Below are 20,109 nucleotides of genomic sequence, written 5' to 3'. Positions count from 1 at the left end.
AAGCAAATGAGCGACCTCTTACGGTTAACCGATTTAATGGCGATACCAATTCTCTCTTTAAATGTTTAAATTATCCAGTCGACAGTTGCATTTATCCTACGCAAGTTTATGGAAAAAAACACCTTGTTTATACCAGTGCTTCGATAGGCAATCCCACCCTTTCACCCTTGGTCAGCTAGGCAGTAGATAAGCCCCACTCCCAGACCCAACGATATAGATGTAAAGATACCCACCTCGTCGCTTCGCGCATCTCATCAATGAGATATCGAAGCGGCACATCTCGATGACGAGAGGCAGGGAGGTGGTGAAAGAAAAACAATCGCTTAAGATTAAAAGCCAGCACTTGAAATCCGATCATCGCTTTGATCGCCACCGAATCGTGCACGAAGCAGTGGTCCAAGGCGTTGAACGTCTTAAGGTTGCGAAATCCAATATTCTCAATATCCCAACGAGCGGCGGCAATTTGTGCGATCGTCTGGGTATCCGCTTTTTCGGATGAGCATGTGGTTGCTATCCAGCGCTCCACCACATCAGTGACAAAGACTTCTTTGTTTGCTTCGATGACTGTCTTGTTGGTATGACGAATGATTTTTACGATTCGCATGGGCACGCGAACTTGCGGCCATTGTGCCAATCCCTCTTCGTCCCAAGCTTGAACGTAAACGGTATTCCCTTTTCCATCTCTTTCTTCCCAAGTGGAGTCCGGAAGCCGGTTCGCAAAGCAGGCATTTGCCTCTTTCATTATCCGTCGACGTTCTTCTTTCATGCGAACAACTACATGAGCGCCTGCATCCAGAGCGGCATGAATGACGGGTGCTTTGGCAAACAGCGCGTCTAACGTGTATACATCCGTTATTTTTCCATAGGTCTCGGCCATACGTCGGATCAATCGTTGGGCGACGGTGGTTTCTCCTTCATCCTTGTCCACCCCATCCTGAGGCTTTCGCATTTCCCAGTCATAAATCAGGTTCGCGTTGCCGCCAACCTGTTGAGCGACTACGACCGCATGATAATAGTCGGTGGTTTTGTCGCGGTGTTCGCGCGTAAGGCATTCGGGACAACGATAGGCCTTGGTGTGGAATAACTCCACGCCATCGATGGCAGTCACTCGCCAACCATTGATGCTTTCCTTCTGCGGGCCGCGTTGCTCCTTATATCGCTGGATCACACAGTTATGCTGCTTTCGTTGCTCTTTTAGATCCCATTTCATCAAGGCTTGTCGCACCGTATCATGTGATGGCAATCGAATGTTTTTGGGAACCAATTGACGGAATACCCCGGTTTTTTGCCAACGGTCCATCTGCTCCATACTTTCCATACAGAAAAAGGCGCCAAAAAAAGCGACGGTAAAAATGGCTGGGGCTTTGATACGGGGTTGTTTGCGACCATCCTTTGCTTGACGGACCATCTGCGAAAAGCCATATACCTTTGAGGCGTACTGCGTAAAATGTTGAATTAGTCGGCCCGCTTTTTTTCCACCAGGTGTTCTACAAAAAATTTTCTGGACTTCTTCGAGTGGCTGTGCTACGCTTTGCACTGAGGATTCCCCCTTTGTTCAGTGTTTTGCTTTGCAACCACTCACTTCGACAAAGGTAACGGGAATCCTTTAAAATTTTCTGGAAATTAATCTAATTACATCCATTTTCCCGTGGGAATTGTCGCGTTTTCATGACAATTCTCCAACAGCGCCTCAGACAGGGGATTAGCAGACTTTTTTATTAAAGATGCGTGGGTTCTGCAAGGTTACTTAACTTATCATTCAATTTTTTCTTTCTTTCATTATCTTTAGTCGGTCTTACTATTGAGTATTCTATTAATGCATCAATTATTTCTAATAGCCATTTTGCTTCATCTACCGTCACATCAACAATTATATCAGTGGTTTTTTCTTTAAGTGGATGAGCTGCAAAATTTCCTACATTCCGAACAGCATCTATAGAATTTTTAATATATTCTGGTGGATTCGTGTTGACAAAATCTTTTATTTCAGTGAATAAGTCTTTTTTTTCAATTTTCAAATAAACCCTTAGAATTTTTTGCAATAATCTTCTAGACAGCGCCGCACTCGACTTAGGACTATGGTTTAATACCAACATAGCTTCATTATATTCACTTGCTATATCTTGGGGAACACTGGGAGGAAAGTTTTTTAATATTGCTTTTGGGTATATAACAGAATCTTCTTCGGTTTTTTCTGGAAAAACAGTTAATCCGGATTCATCGAAATTGGTTCTTCCTTCATTTAAACATACTATTAATTGACCGCACTTAGGACATGTACCATAACTTAGTAAATATCCATAACCATCTCTCTTTAAATTTTTTACATGCTTCTTTTCTTCTTCTTGAAAATAAAATTCAACGAAGCAGTTTGGGCAGTTCAATGCTTATACACTCCTTGAACATAAATCCAATCTAATCTTTCGACATATATTTTAATTTTCCTCCCTTAGCACTTTAATCTTTTGTTTCCTTGAAAAAACAAAAAGGGCTACTGATATATATCAATAGCCAATAGAAACTAACTTTTAATACTCATTCGGCAACGTCTTCAACTGCGCCAAACTAAACACCGGCCCATCAAGACAAACAAAGCAACTCCCGATGTTGCACCGACCGCACTTCCCGATGCCACACTTCATGCGCATCTCCAGGGTGGTGATGACGTTCTCCGGCGTAAAGCCGAGCTTGTCGAGAATGCCCAAGGTGAACTTGATCATGATCGGCGGGCCGCAGAGGATGCAGACCGTGTTCTCCGGGCTCGGCTGCAACTGTTCAATGAAGGCGGGGACGAAGCCCACGTTCCCCTTCCAGTTGTCGTCGCCCTTGTCGACGGTGACGGAGACTTTGAAGTCGGGCACTTTCGGCCAGGTCTCGAAGAGGTCGTATTTGAAGACCAGGTCGTCATAGGTGCGAGCGCCGTAGATCAGGTGCAGGTTGCCGTAGTCTTCCCGGTGGTCGACACAGTAGCGGATGACGGAGCGGACTGGCGCGAGGCCGATGCCGCCGCCGATGAAGAGGACGTTCTTCCCTTTCATCGCTTCCATATCGAAACCGTTACCGTAAGGCCCCCGGATGCCGACGGTCTGGCCTTCGCAGATTTCGTGGAGCTGCTCCGTGAGCAGGCCCACTTTTTTGATGGAGATTTGCAGGTGATCGGGCGCGTCGGTGGCCGAGAACATGGCCTCGCCGACGCCGGGCAGGGAGAGCATGGCCAGTTGGCCCGGCCCGGTGTGAAAAGGCGCGGCAGGCTGGCCGTCTTCGCCGATGGTGGAGACGCAGAAGGTCTTCACATCAGATGTTTCTTTGATGATCCGCGTCACCCGCGCCTTCATGGGCACCAGCGGGTTGATGCGTTTCACATCGGCCGCAGTCGCCACAGGCAGGGGACTCGCAGGATTAGTAGAATTCGCGATCTTCGCGGAATTTGCGAGGTTCGCGGAATTCTCAAGGTTTATAGCGTTCGAAGGGTTCGTTGCGTTAGCTGGGATCACGGGGTTCGCGGCGTTCACGTAATTCGTCGGATCAGCCATCGATCTTCGCCTCCCTCACCTGCTGGATCACGTCGGTGATCTCCAGGTTGACGGGGCATTTGGCGATGCAGCGCCCGCAACCGGTGCATTGGAGTTTGCCGTAGCGTTCGGGGAAGTAACGGAGCTTATGCATGAAGCGCTGACGGACGCGCTCCTTTTTCGAGGGGCGCGGGTTGTGGCCACCGGCCATCAAGGCGTACTCGGAATACATGCAGGTGTCCCAGCACTTGATCTTGACGCCGCAGTGGGCGTTGCGCTTCTTGTCGGAGATATCGAAACAGTGACAAGTAGGGCAGATATAGGCGCAGGCGCCGCAGTTGAGGCACTTGCGGCTGAGGGCGTCCCAGAGGGGATGGTCGAACATCTGTTGCAGCTTCCCGGTGATGCCCTTGGCGTCGACCTTGAGAACGAAGTCGCCTATAGGCAGGGGGGCTTTGTCCGATTCACAGAGCAGGCCGGCGGCTGCCAGGGCGCTCACCAGCGCCTCGCCTTTGGCCGTCCGGGCCACGATGCCGTAGGCGTCGCCCAGGTCGAACAGTTGGGCATCGGAGGCTGTGTGTTCAGCCGGGTTGACGCCCATGGCGTAGCAGAAGCAGTCGGGGCCGGGGGTGACGCAGCCGAGGGTGACGATGGTCGCCTCCTCCCGCTTCTTGGCGTAGTAGTCGTCCACATAGCCGTGGGTCAGGAAGACATCGTCGAGGCAGAGGATGCCCTGCATGTCACAGGAGCGCAGGCCGAAGAGGATCTGGGGACCCACCGACGGATCGACAGGTGTGAACTCGCCGTCGATGCCGTAGGCGCTATACTCATAGATCTTTTCCGTCGCCGGAAAGAGCGCCTCTTTGGGGCTCATGACGGTGTTGGCGCCGAGTTGGACCTCCCGTCCGGGGCTGTAGGGCGCGAAGCGGGAGACGCCGGCGACGATGGCGGGGACCCAGAGGGTGGCCTGCTTCGCCAGGGTGTCCAGTACCGCCGTCACTTTGTCTTTGGGAAAGGCTTTCAACAATGCTGCACCTGCCTTCCGTTTACTTGTAGAAGCACAGATTACGAATAGAAGCACGGATCACGAATGGGAACACGGATCACGAATAGAAGCACGGATCGCGAATAGAAGCACGGATCACGAAGAGGAGCACAGATTACAAATGGGAGCACGGATCACGAATGGGAGCACGGATCGCGAATAGAAGCACCGATCGCGGATAGAAGCACGGATCACGAATAGAAGGGCGGATCGCGAATAGAAACACAGATCACGAAAAAAGCATCTGATTCGAGCGCGGGGAGTTTCCAACTGCCCTGTGCCCGAACCGGCCTATAGACGAAGGAGTTATTGACCAGCCGGCGGATGACGAATCGTCTGTATAACGAACCGGCCAGTAGAAGTTACATAAACTCTTCCGGATCATCGAGCTTGAAGGTGCCCAGCGGCGGTTTTTCTTCCCATTTGACACCGGCGTCATAGGGGCCGAAGAGTTCGTTCAGATCGCCGATCAGTTTGCGGTTCATGGCCATGATCGGGATGTCCATGGGGCAGACGCGCTCGCACTCGCCGCATTCGACGCAGCGCCCAGCCACGTGCATGGCCCGGGTGATGCCGAAGAAGGCGTTGTCCGTCGGTGTGGCCGCCTTGTTGACCCAGTTCTTTTTATCGGAATCGAAGATGCACTCGCGGCAGTTGCAGGCCGGGCAGATGTTGCGGCAGGCGTAGCAGCGGATGCACTTTTCGTTTTGGCTTTGCCAGAAGGCGTAGCGCTCGTCGGGGCTCATCTTCTCGATGGCCTCCACCTGGGCGAAGCGGTCGGCCTGTTTGCTGCCGACGCCGCGCCCTTTCGCCACTTCGGCCGTCGCGCCGGAGGGCGCAGCGCCGGGCTCGGTCGTGACGGTGACCGCGCCGACGGTCCGGTCGGCCAGAACCGGGTTCGGGTAGCGGCATTCGAGGCACTTGGCCAGAAGGGGCAGTTCCTGGGCCTGGCGGTAGTCGGTGACGGCGGCCTTGTCGCTCATGCCCGGGCAAGGGACACCGATGACGACGATGTTTTCCCGCTTTACCTGGTTGTCCTGAACGAGGCGGACGATGCCGCGGCTGTCACAGCCCTTGACGAAGATGGCGATCCTGTCCTGGCTGTCGCGAAAGTCGAGGAGCAGGCTCGTCAGGTTGTTGACGGCGAATTCGTCATAACAGAGCCGGTCGGCTTCTTCGGGCTTGGTGATGAAGACCGGCGGGGTCAGGTACCAGCGGCTGCCTTTGGTCCAACCGAAGAGGCCCTTCACTTCGCCGGAGGCGAGCAGTTCCCGAGCCAGGTCTTGCATCTCCTGGGTCAGTCTCGCGTGGATATGGCGCATATTGTCGTTCATAGCTCCTCCCTCAGCTTCCGGTTCGGCCCGAGGGCCTTCACCTCTTCCGCCATCTGGGTGACCACGTCGCGGAACTTAGGCGCTTCCGCCCCGGAGATCCAGCGGGCCTGGAAGCGGCGCGGGTCAATGCCGGAGAATTCGAGAAGCCGCTGAAAGAGCAGGAAGCGGCGGCGGGTGAAGTAGTTGCCGGTAGCGTAATGGCAGTCGCCGGGATGGCAGCCGGCCACGAGGACGCCGTCGGCGCCTTTTTGAAAAGCCCGCAGCACAAACTGGGGGTTGGCCCGGCCTGAGCAGGGGACCCGGATCAGTTTCACGTTCGGGGGGTATTGCATCCGCGAGAGGCCGGCCAGGTCGGCGCCGGCGTAGGTGCACCAGTTGCAGGCGAAGCCGACGATGTTGGGCTCCCAGTCAGGATCGGGCGCACTCGTTGCGCCGGAGGGACCGATTAGGCGGGAAGAGCCTGCGCAGGAGGCGCTGGCCGTCCCGGCAAAACCTGCAGCGGGGGCCCCGCTCGCACAACCACAGGCTGCGCCGGCGGCGGCCTTTTGAGCGGCTGCCCCCTGCCCCGCCGCGTTCACTTTTTTCTCATCTACCGCTGACACAGGGCATCCACCTCCGCGAGGATTTGATCGTTGCTGAAGCCCTTTAAGTTCATGGCGCTGGAGGGACAGGCGACGGAACAAGCGCCGCAACCCTGGCAGAGACCCTGGTTGACGCTGGAGACCTGGCGCTCGCGCGTGCCGCCATGGACCCGCTCGCTGATCCTCTTCAGTTCAATCGCCTTGTAGGGGCAGATGGAGACGCAGAGGCCGCAGCCGGAGCAGTAGGCTTCGTCACAGCGGGCCGTTTGGGCTTCCGCCGTCAGTTCTTTTTTCGAGAGAAGGCTCGCCACCTTGACGGCCGCCGCCGAGGCCTGGGCGACCGAGTCGGGGATATCTTTTGGCCCCTGGCAGGCGCCGGCCAGAAAGATGCCGGCCGTGTGGGTCTCCACCGGGCGCAGCTTCGGATGGGCTTCTGTGAACCAGCCGTGCTGGTCGTAGGAGATGCCGAGGGTGCGGGCCAGGTCCTTGGCGTCTTGCTGCGGGTCCATGCCGGCGGCCAGGACGACCAGGTCGGCTTCGATCTCGACGGGGCGGCCGAGCAGGGAGTCTTCGCCGCGTACAATTAATTTGTCGCCCGCCTGGAAGATCTTCGAGACGCGGCCCCGGATGTACTGGGCGTCGTACTCGTTCTGGGCGCGGGCGTAGAACTCTTCGTAGTTCTTGCCGGCGGTGCGCACATCCATATAAAAGATGTAGGACTTCGCGGCGGGGAGCTTCTCTTTGAGCAGCGTGGCGTGCTTGGCCACATACATGCAGCAGGCGCGGGAGCAGTAGGGGCGGCCCTTCGCCTCGTCGCGAGAACCGACACACTTGATGAAGACGATCCTTTCGGGGACTTTGCCGTCAGAGGGGCGCTTGATCTTGCCCATGGTGGGGCCGGAGGCGTTCATCAGGCGCTCTAAGTGCAGGCCCGTGATCACGTCGGCGATGCGACCGGCGCCGTACTCTTCATACTTGGAGATATCGAACTGTTCAAAACCGGTGGCGACGACGATGGCGCCGAAGCGCTCGACGATGAGCTCGTCTTTTTGTTCAAAGTCGACGGCGCCGGTGGGGCAGACTTTTTTGCAGACGCCGCACTTGCCCTCCGAGAGGTAGCGGCAGTTTTTTGCGTCGATAACGGGCTTGTTCGGTACCGCCTGAGGAAAGGGCACATAGATGGCCTTGCGCGTGCCCAGCTTCATCTCAAACTCAGAGACGACCTTTTTGGGGCATTTTTCCGAGCAGAGGCCGCAGCCGGTGCACTTGTTCACGTCCACATAGCGGGCCTTTTTGCGGATGGTCACATCGAAGTTGCCCACGAAGCCGTCGACAGCCTCAACCTCGGCGTAGGTGACGATCTCGATGTTCGGGTGCTGGGCCGCCTCGACCATCTTCGGCGTCAGGATGCAGGCCGAGCAGTCGAGAGTCGGGAAGGTCTTGTCGACCTGAGCCATTTTGCCGCCCATGGAGTGCTCCCGATCGAGCAGGGTGACCGGGTAGCCGGCGTCAGCGATGTCGATGGCCGCCTGGATGCCGGCGATGCCGGCGCCGATGACGAGGGCCCGCTTGGTCACCGGGATGGTCGTCGAGAAGAGGGGCTCATTTTTGGCCACCTTGGCGACGCCCATGCGGGTGATGTCGATGGACTTCTCGGTCCCCTTGGTCTTGTCGGCGTGGACCCAGGAACACTGCTCCCGGATGTTGACCTGTTCCACCATATAAGGGTTCATGCCGGCCCGCTCGGCGCACTTGCGGAAAGTCGATTCGTGCATGCGCGGGGAGCAGGCGGCGACGACGTAGCCATCCAGGTTGTGTTCGCCGATGGCCTCCTGAATCATCACCTGGCCCGGTTCAGAGCACATATACTTGTAGTCGCAGGCGAAGACGACGCCGGGAAAGTCTTTGGCCCTTTCGGCGACTTTGGCGCAGTCAACCGTGTTGGCGATGTTAGTGCCGCAATGACAGACGAAAACCCCGATTCGTTTCACGCCGTTTCCCTCCTCACCGCTCCGCCGGGGCCGGGGCAGTTGGTTTTTTGATCAGGGCCGTCGCCTCAGTAAAGTGGCGGTTGATGCCCAGTTCTTCCGCAGGCAGGCCGAAGGCCGCGCCCATCAGTTCTGTAAAATAGTAGATCGGCAGGCCGAGTTCCATGCCGAGGACCTTCTCCGCCTCTTTCTGGCGCATGTCCAGATTGGAGGTGCAGAGCGGACAGGGCGTGGCGATGCAGTCGGCGCCGGCCAGCTTTGCGTATTTGAGCACTTGAGCGGTCATGGCCACAGCGGCGTAGGGACGGGTGATGGCGAGGCTGCCGCCGCAACACTCGGTCTTGTAGGGCCAGTCGACAGGGGTGGCGCCCAAGGCGGCGATGAGGCGGTCCATCATCATCGGATTTTCCGGGCTATCGATGGCCAGTGCGGCCGGTTTGACGAGAAGGCAGCCGTAGTAGCAGGCGACTTTCAGGCCCTTCAGGGGCTTGACGACGGCCCTCTCGATCGTCTCGGCGTCCAGGTCGTTGGCGAAGACCTCCAAAAGCGCCCGCGCCTTGACTGTGCCTTTGATCTCCATTTCGATGACCTCGGCCACGTCGCGGCGCTCGGCTTCGTCGGCGACAGCCTGTTCGGAGGCCTTCATCCGCTGGTAGCAAGCGGCGCAAGGGATGGCGATATCGGTGAGCCCCGCTTGCTCGGCCAGGGCGAGGTTGCGGGCCGGCAAGGCGATGCTGAGCAGGTGGTCTCGGTTGTGGGCCGACGAGGCGCCGCAGCAGTTCCAGTCAGGGATCTCGACGAGTTCGATGCCGAGGCGGCGGGCGACAGCTTTCGTGGACATTCCGTATTCAATGCCGGTGCCGCTGGCCGAGCAGCCGGGGTAGAGTCCGTATCTCACTTGTTGCCACCTCGCTTCTTCTTAACGTTGGCGAAGATGCGGGCCACCGCGTCGGGGTTCTGGTTTTTATGGGGCAAGATGCTCAGCTTGCCCTGGCTCAACAGGCCGGGCGCATGAACAGCATCCTTAAAAAATTGGCGAGAGAGGATGTTGAAGCGAGCCATCAGCCCCACCTCATGCAACCGTCCGTTGCTTTGGACCGATTGCAGAAACAAATCATGGAAGAGGTCAGCCTCCCGGTCGGCGACGAGTCCCTGCTTTTTCGCTTCGATGCGGAGCGCCTCCATCACCTTGGCCGGGTCGACCTGGCGCGGGCAGCGGCTGGAGCAGGTCTCACAGCCGGCGCAGGCCCAGATGCTGTAGGTTCGGAGTGCGTCTTGAATGAGGCCTGCCTGGACCATCCGGATGATCTGGCGTACCGTGTGTTCCATGGCGAACGCCGCCGGGCATCCTGCCGAACACTTGCCGCACTGATAGCAAAGGGAGACGTCCGCACCATAGGTCTCTTTGAGGCGGTCGCGAAAGCCCTGGCTGGACACCACCGTCGTGGAGAGTTGGACCGGTCCCATAAAACGACCTCCCGTCGGTTTGAAGAATGATCCACATAAAAAAAACCAGGCTGACTCGCGCTGTATACATAATACAGGCGAGTTGCTGGAACCGAAGCCCTTTGACAAAGGTGATACTTCAGTGATGACACTTGTTTGATCGTTGATTCGATGCTTGGCGCAGTTTTCCCTCTAATCTGAAAGTAATCTTTTTCACTAATCAGATGATGCATTCTATTCGGTCATGGAGTCCAGCAATGTCTTTATTTATGTCTAGAGGATAGAAAAAGCTCGACGCCCTTTTCGGAGTCAAGCTTTTGTGAACAGTTTTTTTCGTTCCTGACGAGTTCTCTAGGCGAGTTCCTTTGGGTAAGCCTCTTGTGGCGACTTCCCCCTTAGCCCACCAGGTTATTTCTTTAAGAACGTCGCTTCAATGATGTCGACGAGGCCGGCAGCGTCATTGATGTCCAAGCAGGGGACACCGATGTCAAAGGGGGTGTCCGAGGCGATAGCCACCAACTCATCGGGGCTGCAGAGCAGTTCTCGCTTCATGCAGGCGCGATAGACCTCGATCTTCCGCTTGTTGCCGCGCTTATACCCCTCGGTGAGGATGATGTCCACATCGACAATGCGAGAAATCACCTCGTCGAGCGACAGTTCCCGTTTCGTTTTCTCGATCATGGCCACCTTGTCGGTCGATGCGATGACGACCACATCGGCCCCGGCCTGGGCATGGCGCCAAGTATCCTTGCCAGGCTTGTCGATGTCAAAACCATGGACGTCATGCTTGATCGTGGCGACCCGGTAGCCTCGCCCTTTCAGTTCCGGCAGGAGTTTTTCCAGCAGCGTCGTCTTGCCCGAGTCGGAGGTGCCGACGATGGATAGCACGGGGATGGTCTGCATGTTTGCGCTCTTCCCTTCAGATATGAAATCGGCCATCGGCATTAGGCTAGGGGTTGCCTTCGACGTGTCGATTCGCGGTTCACCGTCTGATGATGCGCCAGGGGTGGCTGTAGACGTTCATGCGCTTGCCCCGCACAAATCCCACGACAGTCATCCCCAACTGCTCGCCCAACCGGACAGCCAGGTCCGTCGGCGCCGAACGGGAGGCGATCAGCGGGATTCCCATCTTAGCTACCTTCAGCAGGATTTCCGATGAGATTCTGCCCGATGTGAGAAACAGTTTATCTGCTGTGGCAATCATTTCGCGAAAACAAGCGCCGGCAATCTTGTCGGCGGCGTTATGACGGCCGATATCCTCGCGGTAGAGGAAGATCCGCTCGCCGTCGCAGAGGGCTGCCGAATGGACCCCGCCCGTTTCGCGGTAGAGGCCTGAGAGCGCTTGCATGTCGTCCATGCGGGCCAGGATCTGGTCGACCGCAACGGCGGTCCCAACAGCCTCGAGGCTTCGGGCGTGGCGCGCATCGGTCACATCGTAGAAGGTCATGCCTTTGCCGCAACCGGTGGTGATATAGCGCTTCATGAAGGTCTTGCCGGCTGTCACGGCAGTCTCCGCTTCCACAAAGATCTGCCCGTTTTCATAGTCTCCCCGCAGGCTTTTCATTTGTTCTACCCGCTGGAGAAAGCCCTCGGCGACCAAAAAGCCGATCGCCAGGTCTTCCATATGTTCCGGGCTGGCCAGCAGGGTGACCAGTTCCTCCCCGTTGAGGTAGAGGGTCAGCGGCCATTCCCGGACGAGCAGCTCTTCCCGCTCCTCCCATCCTTCCTGCTGCTCCGCTCCGGCCAAGAGGGCTCCGGTGACGCGCATGGCCATTACCCGTTCGACCCGTCGCTCCGTCTTATCCTCAACGCATCGACCGAAAAAGGCCTGCTCCTCTTGATTAAGCTGCTCTTCTTGATTAAGTTGCTCTTCTTGATTAAGTTGCTCTTCTTGATTAGGCTGCTCTTCTTGATTTAGCCGTTCCACTCGTTCCACCCCCGAGCCGACTTCACACCCTCGTCACTGCATCCCGATCACTGCATCCCGATCCTCGGTCACCCCTTGGGCGGTCTCCAGATCAGCCGGTGTGTTGATATTGAAAAAAATCCGCTCCGGATCCCCCCATCGGCTCAGCAGGGCTTCTCCGGCACAGCAGACGCGAACCTGGGGGTAGAAAGAGACGATCTTGCGGATGTTCCCACGCAGACAAGCCTCGATAGGGTCAATGCATGTTTTTGTGTAAACGGCGAAGAGGGGCTGCAGGTGGCCGCGCCATTGGGGAACGACCACGTCATAACCGGGCGCCTCTTCGAGCAGCGCTCGCGCCAGCGGCGCCTCGACAAAGGGCATGTCACAGGCGACGACGATGTTATTTCGATAATTAGAAGCGATCAGCCCGGCATGGATGCCGCTCAAAGGTCCCTGATCCGGGATGATGTCGCCTGTCAACCGGACACCCAAGTGCCTATAATCGTCGGGGCAGTTGGTCACGACGATGATCTCTGCCGTCACCGTCTTCAGTTTCTCGATGATCTGGGCAATGACGACCTTCCCGTTGACGACAGCGAAAGCCTTGTTGCGGCCCATCCGGGAATTGCGTCCACCCGACAGGATGATGGCCGCTGCATCCATGATTCTTCCACCCTCTCAAAAGGGATAAAGCTCCGGAGGGCGCCGAAAACTAAAGGCGGCGCGTGACAAACGGGAAGGGAGGCGACCTATGGCGCGTCGCAAACCCGTCATGTCAGAGCAACTCAAGTATGAGCTAGCCCGGGAACTCGGCTTCGCCGATGTGGTCGAACGGGAAGGTTGGGGCGGCATCACCACACGGAACGCCGGCAACCTCGTCCGCGCCGCAATCGAACGGGCCGAACGCTCTGTAGCGACTCTCCAGGCTTGACCGTCATGCGCCAGCCAGAGTGGAACAGCGATTCCGCTCTGGCTTTGCCTTGTTTGCTGACCGAGAGGAGGACGACGGCGAAGTGAAAAGGCACTGGTGTAACCCTACCCGGGCGCTGCCGTTCCTCTTAGCGATCCTCGTCATATCGATTCCCGCCTTGGGCCATCATGTGGCTATCGCCGTTAGGCTCCTGCTGGAGGCCAACCTCGCGGAACTGAAAACCTTCGTCCTATCCTTCGGCCTGGCTGCGCCGCTTGTCTCCTTCTGCTTGATGCTGCTGCAAGCCTTTATCTCGCCGATTCCCTCGGTGGCCATTTTTTTACTCAACGCCGCCCTCTTCGGCAGCGCCTGGGGCTTGCTCCTCTCCTGGAGCAGTTCCCTCGCCTCGGCTCTGCTCTGTTTCGGCTTAGCGCGGCGGCTCGGCCGGCCTTTCGTGTCCCAGTTTGTCCGCGAAGGCTTCTTGTCACGCATCGATGACCACCTATACGAGTATGGGCGGGCCGCCGTCCTTTTTTCCCGGCTGCTGCCATTCATGCCCTTTGATTTCACCTCATACGCCTTCGGCCTCACCCGAGTCGACTGGTGGACCTTCGCCTGGGGAACGGCCATCGGCCAGACGCCGGCTATCCTCTTTTACACCTTCTTAGGACACCGGGCTCTGCACCCGCTCCAGTACGCCCTCTACTTCGGGCTCTGGATCTTGTCGCTGCTGGCACTCACACCGATCCTTGACAACTGGTTGACCCGCGCCGACGGCTCACCCAGGCCCATGCCGGAAAAAGAAGAGGCAAAATAGGCACCCAGACCGAGGGAGAGCACCGACAGCAGAACGGCGCTCGTCAGAGCCAGGTCGTACTGGCCGGGATCGAAGAGATAGGGATAGATATCCCAGCGGTAATCGGCAAAGTCGTTGAAAAACACCCAGGCGGTCACGGCAGCCCAGACCCGCCGGGAGTAGCGCAGTCGCGGCCAGAACAAGAGCGCCTGAAGGGCCATACCCAGGTGAGACAGGCCGAGCAGCCAGTTCTCAAAGGCAGGTCCGGCGGTGAGGGCCGCGTCGACGTTGATGATCACCGCCCAGAGTCCATACTTGACCAGCACAACCGGCGCCAGGCACTCCAGCCAGGGCCAGCGGATGCCCAAGAGCAGCAACGTCAGCAGGAGGGTGAAATCTCCCGAGGCGAGGGGGCTGTCCGGCACGAGCGGCCAGTAGCGAAGCGGCGTCTCCGTCAGTTGCATGCGGTACCACCAGAAGCCATAGAGGGTACCTACGAGGTTGACGATCACCAACGCTGTCATCGCCGTCGAGGAAAAGAGCCAGGACACCAGGGGATGGTCCTGCCATTTGCGTCGCTTTGTCATCGTTTCAGTCATCGTTTCTATCATCGCTTCCCCTTCAGTCGATGGTAAACCGCTCTACCCGGAGCATCCGCGTTTCCGCATCAAAGAGGACGACGCTGCCCCGACACTCATCTTTCGGTTTTCCCACAGAGCCGACGCCGATGATGTAGCGCCTGTTCGCCTCCAGGGTACAGAGGCCCGTCTCTGGCAGTTTCACCGTCTCCACATCACCGTCGTCCCGGCTGGCAAAGGCGGTGACCCGGTGCTCATGGCCGTGAAAACAGATAGCAAATTGGCGGGCCCGGAAGTTTCGCCAAGCCCTTTCCTCTTCATTCACCCGTTCGTGAAGGGGATCGCGCGGACCGCCGTGGACAAAGAGCAGGTCGCCCTCTAAGATCTCCTCCGGCCAGGCCGTGTAATAATCCCAGAGCGGCGCCGCGATCTCCGGCGGCCGCCTGTGGGCCAACATGTAGGCGTCACAATTTCCGCGCACCGCCAGCGCGCCCTCAGCCGCCAAGGCCTGCAAGCACTCGGGCATGCCTTCGATGTCACGATATCCTGGAACGTCGCCGAGAAAAACGATGCGGTCTACATCCTGCAGCAGGCGCAACGCCTTTTGCAAGGCCTCCGATTTTCCATGAACATCGGCGAGGATTCCGTATCGCATGGTCCACTCTCCTTCCCGGCTCTGCGCCTACAGGTCGGCAAAGGGGTCCTGGCTCTCCCCATGGACGATCACCTGGACAGTCACCTTCTCCCGGACTGCCGTCTCTTCGATGTAGGCGGCCAACGCTTCCAGAACGGGTCGTTCCGTGGCGAAGTGACCAGCGTCGAGGACGTCGATCCCCAGGGACTGAGCTGACTGGGCCTCATGGTACTTCATGTCGCCCGTGACCAACACCTGAGCGCCTTTGAAATGGGCGCGGGCGATGGTCGATGCGCCGGAACCACCGCAGACGGCGATCTTCTCGACCATCCTTCCCTTGTCGGCGCCGATCCAACGAACCCGGGCGACAGCAAGGCTCTGTTTGATCCGATCGGCCAATGCGTCTATCGTCATCGGCTGCGGCAGGCGGCCGATGCGGCCGAGGCCGGTTTTTTCACCGGTATTGAGCAAGGGGTAGAGGTCGTAGGCGACCTCTTCGTAGGGGTGGGCTTTCACCATGGCCTTGATGACACGGTTCAAGGCGCTTTTGGGGGCGATCGTCTCCAGACGAAGTTCTTCCACCTCTTCCAGGACGCCTTTAGCGCCGATGAAGGGATTCGTGCCTTCGAGGGGCAAAAAGCTTCCCCGCCCGGCGCTGCGGAAGCTGCAATGGGAGTAGTTTCCGATATGTCCGGCGCCAGCGTCGCCCATGGCCTGGCGAACCGCCGCCTCATGTTCAGCAGGGACGAAGACGGCAATCTTGACCAGCTCCTCCTGTTTGTCGTCAAAGAGCGGTTCTACCGCCGTCAAACCGAGCCGCTGTGCCAGGATGTCATTGACGCCTCCCCGGGCCGAGTCCAGGTTGGTATGGGCGGCGTAGACCTGCAGATCATGGTCGATGATGGCCTTGAGCAACCGTCCCTGCGGCTGATCCCAGCGCAATGTCCGGAGCGGTTGAAACAACAAGGGGTGGTGAGAGAGGATCATCTGGCAGCCCTGTTCCGCCGCCATTTGGACCACCTTTTCGTCCACGTCGAGGGCCACATAGATTCTCTCGACAGGACGAGAGGGATCGCCCACCTGGAGCCCCACATTATCCCAGTCTTCCGCCAGCCTTTTCGGGGCCAGACGTTCTATCCACTCGATTATCCGCGCGCAGGCGATAGCCATGTCCTCACCCTTTCCAAGGCCTTGATGCGTGATTTCATCCGCTCCAATTTTTGCTCGTCTGGCTGTCGCGCCTGAGCGATGCCCGCCAGCGCCCGTCTTTCCCGCTCGAGCCGCTTTTCTACGACCGGGAGCAGCAACGGGTGTTTTCGCGCCAGGAGCAGTGGACCGAGATCCCAGTAGAGCTCCTCGGCTGCTGCGTTCTCTGCAGAACCGAAGATGGCTTTTCGGGTATCCTTATTTGCTTCCGCCGGCTCCAGCACGATCATCTCATAAATGCGCGGCCCTTCGGCCACCAGATCCTCATCGACGATCCGCCATCCCCGGTGATGGAGCCAGCGACGCAGTCCACCGGCACCTTCCAGCGGCTGCAGGATGAGACGGCTCACACCGGCCAACTTGCCGGCGGCGTCGCCCTCCGTTAAGATGGCCTGCATCGTTCCGCCGCCCATGCCGGCGATGACGATGGCGCCGACCTCGCGAGGTTGCAACGGCGCAAGCCCATCGCCCTCCCGTATCTCGACCTTGTCTTTGACGCCGTAGGCGGCCACATGCAGACGTGCCGCTTCCAGCGGACCGGGATGGACATCGACGCCTATCGCATAAGGGACGATGCCACTTTTGACCAGGTAGACGGGGATATAGGCGTGATCGGTGCCGATGTCAGCGATGGGCAGACCGGGCGGCGCCGCCGCTGCCAACCGCTGCAAACGAGGGCTCAGTTCCAACAGAATCCATCCTTCGCGATCGTCTTTTACCGATTGCTTTACGGAGCACACCTTAAAAGTTTGAGCAGAAAACAAAAACCCGTCTGCCGGTCAGGCAAACGGGCGATTTGCATATATGGTGGGCCCACCAGGGATCGAACCTGGGACCAACCGGTTATGAGCCGGCCGCTCTACCGCTGAGCTATAGGCCCGTTCGGCATCCCCAACCGAGGATGCCTCAAAAAGCGTCTATTCAATTATAGGCGAAGACCGGCTCGCGGTCAATGATCCACTTTCGGCCAGTCGAGTCGTCAGTCCAGATAGTCCTTCAACTTCTTGCTCCGGCTGGGGTGGCGGAGCTTGCGCAACGCCTTCGCCTCGATCTGACGGATCCGTTCGCGGGTGACGCCGAACTCCTGGCCCACCTCTTCGAGGGTGCGGGAGCGTCCGTCATCGAGTCCAAAGCGCAGACGAAGCACCTTCATCTCCCGCGCCGTCAGCGTCTCCAGCACCTCCTCCAGCTGCTCCTTGAGCAGGATGAAGGAGGCGGCCTCCGCCGGGGCCGGGGCATCCTGGTCTTCGATGAAGTCGCCCAGATGGGAATCCTCTTCCTCGCCGATGGGCGTTTCCAAGGAAACGGGTTCTTGGGCGATCTTCATGATCTCCCGCACCCGTTCGACAGGAATGTCCATCTCCTTGGCGATCTCCTCGGGCATCGGCTCCCGGCCGTACTCCTGAAGGAGTTGGCGAGAAACGCGGATCAACTTGTTGATCGTCTCCACCATGTGGACGGGAATGCGGATCGTCCGCGCCTGGTCGGCGATGGCCCGCGTGATGGCCTGCCGGATCCACCATGTGGCATAGGTGGAGAACTTGTACCCTTTGCGGTAATCAAACTTCTCGACCGCCTTGATCAAGCCCAGGTTGCCTTCCTGGATCAGGTCGAGAAAGAGCATGCCGCGGCCTACGTAGCGCTTGGCGATAGAGACGACGAGCCGCAGGTTGGCTTCGGCGAGACGGCGCTTGGCCGCCTCATCGCCCTCCTCCATCCGCTTGGCCAGCTCGATCTCTTCTTCCGCCGATAGCAGGGGCACCCGACCGATCTCTTTGAGGTACATCCGAACAGGGTCGTCGATGCCCACACCTTCGGGCACGGACAAGTCGACTTCAATCTCTTCCTCTTCCCGGATGATTGGTTCTTCGGCCTTATCCAAGGATTCCGACTCGGTGTTCTCCGGCACCACATCGATTCCCATGTTGCCCAATTGCTCGTAGATATCATCGACTTGGTCTGCCGTCATCTCGACACCTTGCAGCGCGTCCATGATCTCCTGGTAGGTGAGGACCCCTTTTTTCTTCCCTTTGGCAATCAGGTCTTTTACTTTTTGTACTTGTTCTACCTGTTCTTCTTTCTGCTCTTCCTTCATCCGTGGTTCCCCCCCTTGTACCAGGGCCGTTGATCCAACCGACCGCCAAAAGGCATGGCGCCCTGTCTGCGCGCCGCCCGGTTGCGGGCTTGCTGTAACTTCGCGAGGCGTGGCAGCAGCCGCTGCATCGCCTCCATGTCACCGCTCCGGGAAAAGGCGTCCACCTGGCTCTCCAGGCTGGCGATTTCTTCTGTCAACCATCCATAACGCAGTGTGTTGATGCAATCCTCTATCACCGGTTCCCGGCAGAGGATGTCTTCCACCAACAACGCGCTCAGGTATCCCTTCGCCTTGTCCGTAGAGAGACGTTCAGCCACCCGTCCGGCCAAAGAACCTCGGCCGCCTTCATCACATACAGCCGTCAAGGCGGCAAGGATTTCACCCAGCGGTTCGTCGGCGCGGGGGATTTCCTCGCCCAACCGTTCAAAGACCCAGCGGACCCGATCCGGATCCTCGATCATCCAGTAAAGGAGATAGCGCCAGGCCTGTTCTTTTCGGTTTGCACTATGTTGTCGCTGCTCCCCCCCGCCCGCCGACCTGGCGGTCAAACCGTCAGCCGCCCCGGCATCGCCGGGCGCTGCCTGCGTCCCTGCATCGCCGTCACCCCAGGCAGGGGCAGAGGCAGAAATAGTATGTCTAATATTTTCCTTTCTCATCCCCGGCGCCCTGGCATTCCGGGCATATCCCCGGATCTCCTCCATCACCGCCGCCTCGGAGAGCCGCAACTCCCGGGCCAGCCACTGGATGTTGGCCTCCTGTTCGACGGCGCTGGGCATCGTCAGCAAGAGGGATGCCAATTCGCGGACGACGGACGCCTTGCCGACGGCGGACGACAGGTCCTGCGCGGCGGCGGCGCGGGAATAGCAAAAGGTGAAAAAGGATGGCGCCTGTTCCGCCGCCAGCCAAAAGCTGTCGGCGCCGTGGCGCTGCAGGTACTCGTCAGGATCCTTGCCTTCTGGCAGGGTCAGCACTTGGATCTGCGCCCCCAGAGCGGTCAGGATCCCGCCAGCCTTCACCGCCGCTTCCACGCCGGCCCGGTCGCTGTCATAGCAGATCAGCACCCGCGGACCGTAGCGGAGGAGCAGGCGGCCCTGCTCCGGCGTCATGGCTGTGCCGAGGCTGGCCACAGCCTGGCGGATGCCATGCTGGTGACAGGCGATGACATCCATATATCCCTCGACCAGCACAGCCACCCCTTTTTCCCGGATGGCGGATCCGGCCTTGTTCAGGCCATAGAGGTGCTGTCCCTTTTTGTACAGAGGCGTTTCCGGCGAATTGAGGTACTTGGGAACCGCATCGTCTAAGACGCGACCGCCGAAAGCGACGGGACGCCCTTGGGCGTCAAATATGGGAAAGATGATCCGGTTGCGGAAGCGATCGTAATAACCCTCTCCTCCCTGGCGGGGCACGATCAGGCCGAACCGCTCCAATTCTTCCGGAAGGTATCCTTCTTGCTGCAATCGGGTGGCGAGAAACTCCCAGCCGGGCGGCGCGAAGCCGAGTCCGAAATCGACAGCCACGCTGTCGCTCACACCCCGGCGGCTCAGGTACTCTCGGCCCGGACGAGCCCGGGCGTCCTCTCGGAGGCATCGGAAGTACAATTCAGCCGCCCGTTTGTGCAACGCCCGGCCCCGCTCGACGGCGGTGCGCTGGGCCTGCTGGGTGGGCGTCAGTTTTCGTTCCGGAAGGGTGACGCCGGCGCGTTCCGCCAATTTTTTGAGGGCTTCGGGAAAGGTCAGGTTCTCTCGGAGCATGACAAAGGTAAAGACATCGCCACCCGTGCCGCAACCGAAGCAATGAAAGTATTGCTTATCCCGCGATACGGTAAAAGACGGTGTCTTTTCGGAGTGAAAGGGGCAGAGCCCGACATACCGTCCGCCCTGCCGTTTCAGCGCCACATAATCCGCCACAATTTCGACAATATCCAAACGATGGCGAATCTCATCGACGATCTGGGGATCTCGCAAAAACCATCACCCCATCAAGCATTCGCCGCCTGGCGCTTAAATCCTTCTTTTTCCGCTTTGCGACAACCTGAAACCCTTTTTTGTTATTCGCGGCGGAGTTGACATTTC

At 58.3% G+C, this 20,109-nt stretch carries 20 protein-coding genes and 1 tRNA gene; 2 read left to right on the top strand and 19 right to left on the bottom strand.

Annotated elements, in window-relative coordinates; translation table 11 throughout:
• Positions 1-175: 175 nt before the first annotated feature.
• The 12 genes from HM1_RS15250 to mobA form a co-directional block, all read right to left on the bottom strand.
• On the bottom strand, positions 176-1,537 hold the full coding sequence (locus HM1_RS15250; protein WP_012281426.1) for a transposase: 1,362 nt from the start codon (positions 1,535-1,537) through the stop codon (positions 176-178).
• Between the two features lie 181 nt (positions 1,538-1,718).
• A complete protein-coding gene (locus HM1_RS15580; RefSeq protein WP_012283071.1) occupies positions 1,719-2,384 on the bottom strand; it encodes a DUF4145 domain-containing protein in 666 nt (221 codons plus the stop codon).
• A gap of 144 nt (positions 2,385-2,528) precedes the next feature.
• Entirely contained in the window at positions 2,529-3,533 is a 1,005-nt protein-coding gene (locus HM1_RS09060) for an FAD/NAD(P)-binding protein (protein ID WP_012283070.1), read from the bottom strand.
• On the bottom strand, positions 3,526-4,539 hold the full coding sequence (locus HM1_RS09055; RefSeq protein WP_012283069.1) for a 4Fe-4S dicluster domain-containing protein: 1,014 nt from the start codon (positions 4,537-4,539) through the stop codon (positions 3,526-3,528). Before HM1_RS09055 ends, HM1_RS09060 begins: the two co-directional genes overlap by 8 nt.
• Positions 4,540-4,919: 380 nt before the next feature.
• A complete protein-coding gene (locus HM1_RS09050; RefSeq protein ID WP_012283068.1) occupies positions 4,920-5,891 on the bottom strand; it encodes a 4Fe-4S dicluster domain-containing protein in 972 nt (323 codons plus the stop codon).
• Positions 5,888-6,337, bottom strand: a complete 450-nt coding sequence (locus tag HM1_RS09045) for a hydrogenase iron-sulfur subunit (protein WP_041315268.1) — start codon at positions 6,335-6,337, stop codon at positions 5,888-5,890. Before HM1_RS09045 ends, HM1_RS09050 begins: the two co-directional genes overlap by 4 nt.
• A gap of 143 nt (positions 6,338-6,480) precedes the next feature.
• Positions 6,481-8,463: a CoB--CoM heterodisulfide reductase iron-sulfur subunit A family protein gene (locus HM1_RS09040; RefSeq protein WP_012283066.1), complete on the bottom strand. Its 1,983-nt coding sequence runs from the start codon at positions 8,461-8,463 to the stop codon at positions 6,481-6,483.
• Positions 8,464-8,476: 13 nt separating this feature from the next.
• Positions 8,477-9,358: a CoB--CoM heterodisulfide reductase iron-sulfur subunit B family protein gene (locus HM1_RS09035; protein ID WP_012283065.1), complete on the bottom strand. Its 882-nt coding sequence runs from the start codon at positions 9,356-9,358 to the stop codon at positions 8,477-8,479.
• Entirely contained in the window at positions 9,355-9,927 is a 573-nt protein-coding gene (locus HM1_RS09030; protein WP_012283064.1) for a 4Fe-4S dicluster domain-containing protein, read from the bottom strand. The genes HM1_RS09035 and HM1_RS09030 overlap by 4 nt, the downstream gene beginning before the upstream one ends.
• Before the next feature lie 387 nt (positions 9,928-10,314).
• On the bottom strand, positions 10,315-10,809 hold the full coding sequence (gene mobB, locus HM1_RS09025; protein WP_012283062.1) for a molybdopterin-guanine dinucleotide biosynthesis protein B: 495 nt from the start codon (positions 10,807-10,809) through the stop codon (positions 10,315-10,317).
• Between the two features lie 79 nt (positions 10,810-10,888).
• On the bottom strand, positions 10,889-11,833 hold the full coding sequence (gene fdhD / locus HM1_RS09020) for a formate dehydrogenase accessory sulfurtransferase FdhD (RefSeq protein ID WP_202943736.1): 945 nt from the start codon (positions 11,831-11,833) through the stop codon (positions 10,889-10,891).
• Between the two features lie 33 nt (positions 11,834-11,866).
• Positions 11,867-12,478 carry a molybdenum cofactor guanylyltransferase gene (gene mobA / locus HM1_RS09015; RefSeq protein ID WP_012283060.1) on the bottom strand — a complete coding sequence of 204 codons (612 nt, stop codon included), beginning with the start codon at positions 12,476-12,478 and terminating at the stop codon, positions 11,867-11,869.
• An 88-nt stretch (positions 12,479-12,566) separates the two neighbouring features.
• Here mobA and HM1_RS09010 point away from each other — a divergent pair, with 88 nt between their 5' ends.
• Both HM1_RS09010 and HM1_RS15240 read left to right on the top strand, forming a co-directional pair.
• On the top strand, positions 12,567-12,746 hold the full coding sequence (locus HM1_RS09010; protein ID WP_012283059.1) for a small, acid-soluble spore protein, alpha/beta type: 180 nt from the start codon (positions 12,567-12,569) through the stop codon (positions 12,744-12,746).
• A gap of 82 nt (positions 12,747-12,828) precedes the next feature.
• Positions 12,829-13,542: a TVP38/TMEM64 family protein gene (locus HM1_RS15240; RefSeq protein WP_083765211.1), complete on the top strand. Its 714-nt coding sequence runs from the start codon at positions 12,829-12,831 to the stop codon at positions 13,540-13,542.
• Here HM1_RS15240 and HM1_RS14670 read toward each other — a convergent pair.
• The 7 genes from HM1_RS14670 to dnaG form a co-directional block, all read right to left on the bottom strand.
• Complete coding sequence (locus HM1_RS14670) at positions 13,428-14,132, bottom strand: DUF1405 domain-containing protein (protein WP_012283058.1); 705 nt, start codon at positions 14,130-14,132, stop codon at positions 13,428-13,430. The genes HM1_RS15240 and HM1_RS14670 overlap by 115 nt on opposite strands.
• 10 nt (positions 14,133-14,142) lie before the next feature.
• Positions 14,143-14,754, bottom strand: a complete 612-nt coding sequence (locus tag HM1_RS08995) for a metallophosphoesterase family protein (RefSeq protein ID WP_012283057.1) — start codon at positions 14,752-14,754, stop codon at positions 14,143-14,145.
• A gap of 27 nt (positions 14,755-14,781) precedes the next feature.
• Positions 14,782-15,903, bottom strand: a complete 1,122-nt coding sequence (locus HM1_RS08990) for a Nif3-like dinuclear metal center hexameric protein (protein WP_012283056.1) — start codon at positions 15,901-15,903, stop codon at positions 14,782-14,784.
• Positions 15,879-16,628, bottom strand: a complete 750-nt coding sequence (locus HM1_RS08985; RefSeq protein WP_012283055.1) for a tRNA (adenine(22)-N(1))-methyltransferase — start codon at positions 16,626-16,628, stop codon at positions 15,879-15,881. Before HM1_RS08985 ends, HM1_RS08990 begins: the two co-directional genes overlap by 25 nt.
• A gap of 116 nt (positions 16,629-16,744) precedes the next feature.
• A tRNA-Ile gene (locus HM1_RS08980) sits at positions 16,745-16,819 on the bottom strand.
• Between the two features lie 99 nt (positions 16,820-16,918).
• Positions 16,919-18,034: an RNA polymerase sigma factor RpoD gene (gene rpoD, locus HM1_RS08975; protein WP_012283054.1), complete on the bottom strand. Its 1,116-nt coding sequence runs from the start codon at positions 18,032-18,034 to the stop codon at positions 16,919-16,921.
• A complete protein-coding gene (gene dnaG / locus HM1_RS08970; protein ID WP_012283053.1) occupies positions 18,031-20,001 on the bottom strand; it encodes a DNA primase in 1,971 nt (656 codons plus the stop codon). The genes rpoD and dnaG overlap by 4 nt, the downstream gene beginning before the upstream one ends.
• Between the last annotated feature and the right edge of the window lie 108 nt (positions 20,002-20,109).

The sequence above is a fragment of the Heliomicrobium modesticaldum Ice1 genome (genome assembly GCF_000019165.1).
GTDB classification, from domain to species: domain Bacteria; phylum Bacillota; class Desulfitobacteriia; order Heliobacteriales; family Heliobacteriaceae; genus Heliomicrobium; species Heliomicrobium modesticaldum.
Note: the sequence above shows the minus strand (reverse complement) of the source record. Positions and strands in the feature narration are given on the sequence as shown.

Coding starts and splice junctions, on each gene's coding strand:
- HM1_RS14670 (WP_012283058.1), bottom strand. CDS start 14,132: ATGATAGAAACGATGACTGAAACGATGACAAAGCGACGCAAATGGCAG.
- HM1_RS09060 (WP_012283070.1), bottom strand. CDS start 3,533: ATGGCTGATCCGACGAATTACGTGAACGCCGCGAACCCCGTGATCCCA.
- HM1_RS09030 (WP_012283064.1), bottom strand. CDS start 9,927: ATGGGACCGGTCCAACTCTCCACGACGGTGGTGTCCAGCCAGGGCTTT.
- mobA (WP_012283060.1), bottom strand. CDS start 12,478: ATGGATGCAGCGGCCATCATCCTGTCGGGTGGACGCAATTCCCGGATG.
- HM1_RS09010 (WP_012283059.1), top strand. CDS start 12,567: ATGGCGCGTCGCAAACCCGTCATGTCAGAGCAACTCAAGTATGAGCTA.
- HM1_RS08990 (WP_012283056.1), bottom strand. CDS start 15,903: ATGGCTATCGCCTGCGCGCGGATAATCGAGTGGATAGAACGTCTGGCC.
- HM1_RS08995 (WP_012283057.1), bottom strand. CDS start 14,754: ATGCGATACGGAATCCTCGCCGATGTTCATGGAAAATCGGAGGCCTTG.
- rpoD (WP_012283054.1), bottom strand. CDS start 18,034: ATGAAGGAAGAGCAGAAAGAAGAACAGGTAGAACAAGTACAAAAAGTA.
- HM1_RS09050 (WP_012283068.1), bottom strand. CDS start 5,891: ATGAACGACAATATGCGCCATATCCACGCGAGACTGACCCAGGAGATG.
- mobB (WP_012283062.1), bottom strand. CDS start 10,809: ATGCAGACCATCCCCGTGCTATCCATCGTCGGCACCTCCGACTCGGGC.